Raw genomic sequence first — 7,074 nt, 5'->3', positions numbered from 1 at the left:
CGAACACAGCAGTTAAGCTTCTGCACGCCGAGAGTAGTTGGGGGATCGCCCCCTGCGAGGGTAGGACGTTGCCACGCAATATTCCGGCATAGCTCAGTTGGTAGAGCACCTGACTGTTAATCAGGTTGTCGACGGTTCGAGCCCGCCTGCCGGAGCTTTGTCAAAAAGTGCTAACGCGATTGTTAGCACTTTTGTGTACAAAATCATGCCGACTTAGCTCAGTTGGTAGAGCATCGGTATCGTAAACCGAGGGTCACAGGTTCAACTCCTGCAGTCGGCATAATTATACAAATTAGAAGAAATATTAAAATTAGGAATGCTGTTAAATAGGCATTCCTAATTTTTTTAATTTATAAAAACGTACTAGAAAGTATTAAAATATAAATAATAACGGGCAAATAACGGCCAAACGGGCAGAAGAAGTTTAACCTGATACAGAGTAAAATAACAAAATAAAAACGGAACCTTATTAAAGGTTCCGCTTAATTGGTATAGTTTCATCATGAGAGGAAAGGTTATCTAACTCTTCACGAATCTGTTGATCGTTTTTTGCTTTATATTCATCCATTAAATAGGAATAAATCTTTGTTGTTGTGGATACGTCAGCATGGCCTAAACGCTTAGAAATGATGTAAATGTCAATTCCTCGAGATAGTAGGTAAGCTACATGTGAGTGTCGTAAAGAATGAAAGTGAAAGCCTTGCTTTTTAATTCCTAAGTCTTTTAGTATAGAACGCAACTTTTTATTAACGGCAGAGGATGATGGAATGGATTCATATTGATTAACAAAAATTAGTTCTCCATTATTGTGATCCTTCAAGATCTTTAATGATTTCAGCAATTCGTCATTAACTGCAATGATTCGATTTGAACCAGCCGTCTTGGTATCTTTGAATCCACCGCCTTCGGATGAATTCCAAGATTTAGTAATGCTAATCGTTTTAAAATTAAAATTAACGTCATTCCAAGTTAATGCTTGAATTTCCCCCAAGCGAGCACCAGTTAAAACGGCCGTCAGGATCATAAAAGTGGAGGTAAAGTGATAGTTTAAGTGATTCTCCAAATAAGCGATGAGACGCTTAATCTCAGCCACGTTGAGGTATTCCACATGCTTATCACGTGACTTATCATAAATAAGACTGACTCGCTGGGTGAAATCTTTATGAATCAGATCGTCAAGAATGGCATTTTGAACAGTTGCTCTAATCAGTGAATTAACTTTATAAACAGTATCTTTTGCATGAGAATGACCATAGAAGTTAATAAATGCTTGATATTGTGGTCGGTCAATACTTTTTAAAGTAACATCACCGAAATAATTATGTAATACTCGACTAGTTATTTTATAGCGATTCTTAGTCTGATTTTCAATCTTAGGCTCTTTGTACGTGTGATAAAAATAGTCAAAATAGTCAGCAAACTTAGGATCTTTAGGAACGAGATCCAAACCATTGTGGATATCGATTTCCAATTGACTCGCAAATAGCTTTGCAGCTGATTTAGTTCTAAAGCCGCTCTTAGTTTTCTCATGTTCCTGACCATTGGCATCATAATAGTAGTATCTTACCTGGTATCCATGACCATGCTTACGTATTGATGGCATTATTATTCTCCTTTGGGTAATATACTAACACATAGTGGAGGGAATCCCCTTAATAGATCGATCATTTATCAATGATCATGGCATATAGATTACAGAAAAATGTTAAAGCCTTTACAACTCCTTTTTTCTTTTGCATTCAACCTTGATTATGTTATACTATTTACAGCAAGTTAGTTGAGGTATGTTTTTGCATGCCTAGGTAGCTTGAAAAAACAATTTTTTAGGAGGAATTTATACATGAAGAAGTCATTGAAAAAGACTCTTTTTGCTGGCGTAGCTGCATTATCATTCGTAGCTGTTGCCGGTGTATCTAGCACAAATGCTAGTGCAAAATCATATGCCAAAGTTACATCAAACAAAGCTTTGACAACTGATGCTACTACCCGTAACGTTAACGTTAATGGTAAAAACGCATTGTACACCAAGGCTGGTACTTTGAAAGGTGCCAAAACTGTTGCTTCTAAGACTACTTTAGTTGGCCTTAAGGACAGCAAGACTGGTCAAAAGAACTGGCGCGCATATCGTGTTGCTACTACTAACCGTGGATCTGTTTACTACAAGGTCGTATCATTCGATAAGACTTACCGTGGCTGGATCTATGGTGGTAAGAGTACTTCTACATTCGCTGGTGGTATTGCTAAGTACAGCACTACTACTGACGTTGCTGGTACTACTTCAGCAACTGCTTCAAACAGCTCATCAGCTTCAGCAACTTCTGCTTCATTCCAGACCCCATCAAATCAAACTACTGCTTTGACTGATGCTCAAAAGAATGCTACTTACAAGATTACTAAGGCTGGTACTGCTAACGATGGTACTGCGACTACTTATTCATATCCTGCATGGACTGAATACAAGAAGGGCCGTACCGTTACTGATGCTACTCCTTACGCTAACGATACCTTCAAAGTTACGGACCAAACGACCCGTACCCGTGAAGGCGACCTTTGGGTAAAGATTGCTGACACTAACGCTACTAATGGTCAAAAGATTAACGGCTGGATCAAGTACAGCGCCTTGACTGCTCAAGCTACTACTCCTACTACTAAACCTGTTGCTGACAATGCCGTTCGTATCAACTTTACTGATGCTTCTGGCAAGACTATCAAGTCAGTTGACTACACTAAGTTAGGTGCAAGCAAGAAGGGTGATACCCTTGGTACTTTAAAGCCTGTTATAGCTAATGGTGTAACAACTTATCAATGGCAAGTAAATTCTGCTGATGCAACACCTTTGAAGACTGCTATTGATAATGCATTAAGTGGTACTGGCTATTCATTTAATATTGGTGATGGTACAACTGCAAATGCTGCAGTGATTGCTCAGACTAAATTAGGTGATACTACTAATGTTACCTTGACTAAGGGTGCTACGGTATATCAAACTTTGTCACCATTTGCTTATGATAGTACTGGTAGCTTCAACACCAATAGCCTAGGCGATTCATTAAGCCCAATTACTACTACAGGAACTGGCGCTGATAAGAATTCACAAATTGCTTCAAGTAAATTTGTGGTTACAATGGATCAAAATACTAAGTTTAATGGTAAAACATTGGGCCTTACAGGTTCATATTCTTTTGACCTCAGTAAAGTTGTAGATGAGAATGGTAACCTTTCAACATCTAGTGTTTCAAAGGCAGTTAGTGACCTCTTAAAAGAGCCAACTAAAGCTGAAGCTGGTTCCAATGTCGAAGCAGCACGTATTGCATACGTAAATGATCAATTGGCTCGAATTTCTGCAAAGAATTATGTTGTTCCTGCAAACGTAACTGCTAACGATCTCTTCAGTGGAAATCAACGTGCAACATATAGTGGAAGCGATGTTATTAACTTTGTTAACAAACACGCTAACCTTAAGACTTTGAAGTCAAGTGCCTTCCCTGTACTTAAGGCAGATGGTACTATTGCTTCATGGAAGCAATTTAACTTAACAGCCACAAGAGCAACTAATGGTACATTCGGTCAACGTAAAGTCCAAGTTATTTACAATTATTCATCAAATAACCCAGTAACTCTTACTAATGGCTATCCTACTAACACACCATCAAATACTATTAGCCCATTTGGAAAAAATGTGTAATTAGTTGTTTGGCAGATTGACAATTTATATAAGTCTAATAGTTGGCTAATCTATAAGAAGGGTACGAGAATAAGTCTCGTGTCAACCTTAGTTCGACAAAGTGCCAAAAAGTTAGACACAAAAAAGCAAATCCTTTACGGGGATTTGCTTTTTCTTTTGTATTGGTTGAATTAAGTAATTAACGCAATTTGAACCTTAGTTCGATAATAGTCAAAATTTAGATAACTGTAAAAGTATTTATATTCAAAAAAAGATTGATACCTTACAGTACCAACCTGAAAAAGTTTACTGTGTATAATTATTGTTTGCTGCAAGCTTGTGTATTAGCCTTTCTATTCAAAATCTAGCTCAACAACTGATCTAGTACTTCATTAACTGAAATAAAGTGTCGCCATTTATTCGGATCATGTTTGGCAAGTCCTTTAAAATTATTGCTAATTTTATCGTGGATATTTACCAAAAATTTGTAATACATATTAGCTGCTTCACGATCGATTCTTTCCTGTGGCCAACGTTTATCCAGAGAACGTTGGTTATTTTTTTCGGTTAAATATTGACTATTTAGGACTCGAACCTAAGCAAACCACCTGGTTAGTCGAAACATATGTTCTTTTAAAACTTTAAATGAAGCCCCCACATTTGGGAGCTCATAAGATCACTTTACCGATTACATTAACTTCATCACAATCAAACACCATATCATCGTATGCCTTGTTAATTGATTTTAAGGTAACGGTATTATCCTCATTTACATAAAACTTTTTACAAGTAACACCAACATCACGAATGTGGACGATCGCAATTTCACCATTCTCAACCTCTGGTTGATAGTGAATGAACACCTGACTACCCTTTTTTAGCAATGGTTCCATTGAGTCACCATCCACAGTAATTAATTCATCTGCACCAGCGGGGACCTTCTCACCAGCAATAAGCTTGTGGATTAATTGGGTATCTTGATCCTCACCGTTAATAGGAGACCCGGCAGCAGTTGAACGCCCAGCAGGAATTTCAATCATAGGTTTGTGATCAAACATTGAAGTTATTTTTTCGTTATTCTGTTCGTTTAATTGATCACTGGCATAATTGTAAACTTTTTCTTGACGAGAAGGGTGGAGCTGAATTGATATTTCTTCAATTTTATCAATCATGGAATTCGAAATTTCTTTATTGGGATCAATTATATCCATTGGACTTACTTTAAGTGCTTTTGAGAGTGCAATAATTTTATCTCTTTTCATGTTCTCGATATATCCAGTTTCCCATTTTCTAATAGTTGATTTACCAACACCAACCATTTTTCCAACTTCTTCCAATGTTAAATTTAATTCTTTTCTTCTATTTCTTAAATTAATAGACAAAGTTCATCACTCCTATACAATAATAGTATCACAAAAGTGTCTTAAAATACACATAATATTTTTTTACGCATATTAAATGCAAATAAAGACATTTTTCTATTGACAAAGAAAATGACAGGTGTTTTAATTAAAAGTGTCCTAAAGGAAACAAAGGAGATGATTACATGAATAAAGATAAACTATTGGCTGCCATTAAGCTCAAAGGAAAGAGAGTTTCAGATGTTATTAAATCTGTAAACAATATGGGAGTTTCAATGTCTAATTCCACTTTCTATAAAGGCTTAAGAGATATTCGCCCATTTAAAGCAGATGAGATAATGGCTCTTTCTAAAGTATTAGATTTAAATTCCGAAGACGTAATGGATATTTTTTTTGCTGAACTAGTGTCCTAAAAGACACTGAACGTGACTGATCTTGAATTAGCTTTTCCAAGTAACGATCAACCTTTTATTTACTCCAGATACGTCCACACAGCCAGCATAGAAAGGAGGTGAGTTAAATGGACGAAATAACAGATGTGGATTGGAATGAAAAAGCCATTCCGAAGAATGACTAGCATTGTTTATTTACCCTTTCGGTTCTTCCATGCGCCACGAAGATTCTTTTCATAACTTTGAATATCTTTCATAGCATCACCTTGGTTCTTGTAGAGATCAGCCAACTTAGACTTAGGTGCTAAATTACGAAGTCCTTGTGTACCATCCATTGCCTTCTTAAGTGATTCAGGAATTCCGAATGAATCCAGAGATGTTATCATCAAAGTTTTTTATCTTTAATTTCTAGTTATTTTTAACTAGCTCAGCATATCTTTTCATCCTAGTAGGATGTTGGGCGCTCGTGGATGGATTATTGATGCCAGTCACCATCTATGCGTTGCACCTTCACAGCTCTTTAAGGCATACTGCGCTAGGCTCAGGGTTACCTTGCTGATAGGACAGTTTAGGCTTTCCTTGAATTCACCCAATACAAAATTTACATTACTGCAAAAATGGGCAAAAACAATGTTACTTGAATTATATATCAATTATTTGAAAATAGGCAAATCTCATGTAGAGAAGAGATGAGTTAAATGGAAAAAGGCAAACTGCATCAGTACTTTGATAGTAATATTCAGCCTATTTTAAATATGGCGATAGGAGTTCTATTTATGACAATTGGTTACTTACTTGGTCATATGTCCTAGAAAGAAGCCAAGTGATCGTCAATGAATAGTTGAAAGGAGGAAACCAATGTTACAAATAATTGCTTTAGTTATTTCAATTATTTCACTAATCGGATCACTGATATTAACGTATTTAGCTTACAAACTATAATATCTTTTCATAGCTCGAAAAATTAATTAATACTGGTTCAGCTCGGATTTTTGGAATCGTCACGAACACCGAAGAAGGAGTTAATAAAAATGTCAAATTTTAAAGATTGTCTTGAAAAAATTGAAGATTCCATAGAAACGGCAATCTTGTTCACTATATGGTGTTGTATTAATTTTTGGCAATTGATCGTGGTCGGTATTGTGACGATTACAGCAATCGTCTTTTTATTAGAATATTAACAGCTATTGAAACTAATGCGGGAATGATGAAAGGAGGTGAATAAAGTGAACCAAGACGCAGAAAAAACACCCCGAGCCATTTGTGGTAGCAAGGAGTTGTGACTGCTAAACTAAAGTGAGCCAATTTCGATCAATAAGTTTAATCCAAAAACGCTCAATAAGATTGAGCCACCTTGGTTATTAGAGAGCTTATTCCAGTACAATTGAAAAATACATTGTTCTGGAGGTCGAAAAAGGTGAAGAAGTTGGCATTATATTCAAAGATCATTGACTTAAAAGAGAAAGGCTTCTCACGAAGAAGCATCGCAACCAAGCTAAATATCTCAAGAAACACCGTCAAGGCCTATCTAGATCGTGATGAGGAAGAGATGACTGAGTGGTTAGCATCAACTCGCAAGCGAAAGAAGGTTTTAGATGATTATCAGGTAACCATTCTTGATTGGTTAAAGAAAAATCCGGATATGTCAGCCGCTCAG

At 36.5% G+C, this 7,074-nt stretch carries 6 protein-coding genes and 2 tRNA genes; 5 read left to right on the top strand and 3 right to left on the bottom strand.

Annotation, left to right across the window (positions count from 1 at the left end):
* Positions 1-82 precede the first annotated feature (82 nt).
* A tRNA-Asn gene (locus QUF07_RS12740) sits at positions 83-155 on the top strand.
* Positions 156-207: 52 nt separating this feature from the next.
* A tRNA-Thr gene (locus QUF07_RS12735) sits at positions 208-280 on the top strand.
* Positions 281-469: 189 nt separating this feature from the next.
* On the opposite strand, the gene QUF07_RS12730 is transcribed toward QUF07_RS12735, so the two are convergent.
* Positions 470-1,603: a site-specific integrase gene (locus tag QUF07_RS12730; RefSeq protein WP_289427723.1), complete on the bottom strand. Its 1,134-nt coding sequence runs from the start codon at positions 1,601-1,603 to the stop codon at positions 470-472.
* A gap of 237 nt (positions 1,604-1,840) precedes the next feature.
* Here QUF07_RS12730 and QUF07_RS12725 point away from each other — a divergent pair, with 237 nt between their 5' ends.
* Positions 1,841-3,685, top strand: coding sequence for an S-layer protein (locus QUF07_RS12725; RefSeq protein WP_289427721.1), 1,845 nt, complete (start codon positions 1,841-1,843; stop codon positions 3,683-3,685).
* A gap of 647 nt (positions 3,686-4,332) precedes the next feature.
* Here QUF07_RS12725 and QUF07_RS12720 read toward each other — a convergent pair.
* Complete coding sequence (locus QUF07_RS12720; RefSeq protein ID WP_289427719.1) at positions 4,333-5,046, bottom strand: XRE family transcriptional regulator; 714 nt, start codon at positions 5,044-5,046, stop codon at positions 4,333-4,335.
* A 164-nt stretch (positions 5,047-5,210) separates the two neighbouring features.
* Between QUF07_RS12720 and QUF07_RS12715 the strand changes: the two genes are divergently transcribed.
* Positions 5,211-5,438 (top strand): hypothetical protein, encoded by a 228-nt coding sequence (locus QUF07_RS12715; protein WP_008213914.1) that lies wholly within the window; start codon positions 5,211-5,213, stop codon positions 5,436-5,438.
* A 170-nt stretch (positions 5,439-5,608) separates the two neighbouring features.
* On the opposite strand, the gene QUF07_RS12710 is transcribed toward QUF07_RS12715, so the two are convergent.
* Positions 5,609-5,803 carry a hypothetical protein gene (locus QUF07_RS12710; RefSeq protein ID WP_008857071.1) on the bottom strand — a complete coding sequence of 65 codons (195 nt, stop codon included), beginning with the start codon at positions 5,801-5,803 and terminating at the stop codon, positions 5,609-5,611.
* A 1,031-nt stretch (positions 5,804-6,834) separates the two neighbouring features.
* On the opposite strand from QUF07_RS12710, the gene QUF07_RS12705 reads away from it, so the two are divergent.
* The coding region (locus QUF07_RS12705; RefSeq protein ID WP_502879039.1) for a terminase gpP N-terminus-related DNA-binding protein at positions 6,835-7,074 on the top strand (240 nt) is incomplete at its 3' end.

The sequence above is a fragment of the Lentilactobacillus sp. TOM.63 genome, from assembly GCF_030361045.1.
In the GTDB taxonomy this organism is placed as follows: Bacteria; Bacillota; Bacilli; order Lactobacillales; family Lactobacillaceae; genus Lentilactobacillus; species Lentilactobacillus dabitei.
Note: the sequence above shows the minus strand (reverse complement) of the source record. Positions and strands in the feature narration are given on the sequence as shown.